This is a genomic window from Colwellia marinimaniae (assembly GCF_002207865.1).
Taxonomy (GTDB): Bacteria; Pseudomonadota; Gammaproteobacteria; order Enterobacterales; family Alteromonadaceae; genus Colwellia; species Colwellia marinimaniae.
The window spans coordinates 1-280 of sequence record NZ_BDQM01000215.1; the positions used below are offsets into that span (position 1 = coordinate 1).

The window sequence follows — 280 nt, forward strand, 5'->3', positions numbered from 1 at the left end:
CAGTATGACGTGCCGACGGTGCCGTTCGGCGACGCGGAGACTGACCCCTACTACAGCAGCGTCGTATTGCTGCTACGGATGCTGGGAGAGAACGGCTCAACCGACTTCCAGGACGACAAAGGCCACACCGTTCAGGCATTCGGTGGCGCCAGCATTTCCACGGCGCAGTCTAAGTTCGGTGGTTCGTCGGCCTACTTCGACGGCGTTGACGATTGGTTGAAAGTCACTATGGGAGGCGACGCTGACCTTGGTGATGGCCCGTGGACGATGGATGCATGGG

Annotated in this window: 1 protein-coding gene; it reads left to right on the forward strand. The window is 60.0% G+C overall.

Translation table 11 applies throughout. From position 1 onward, the window contains the following. On the forward strand, positions 1-280 hold a 280-nt coding region (locus tag MTCD1_RS21355; protein ID WP_200818659.1), incomplete at both ends, for a hypothetical protein.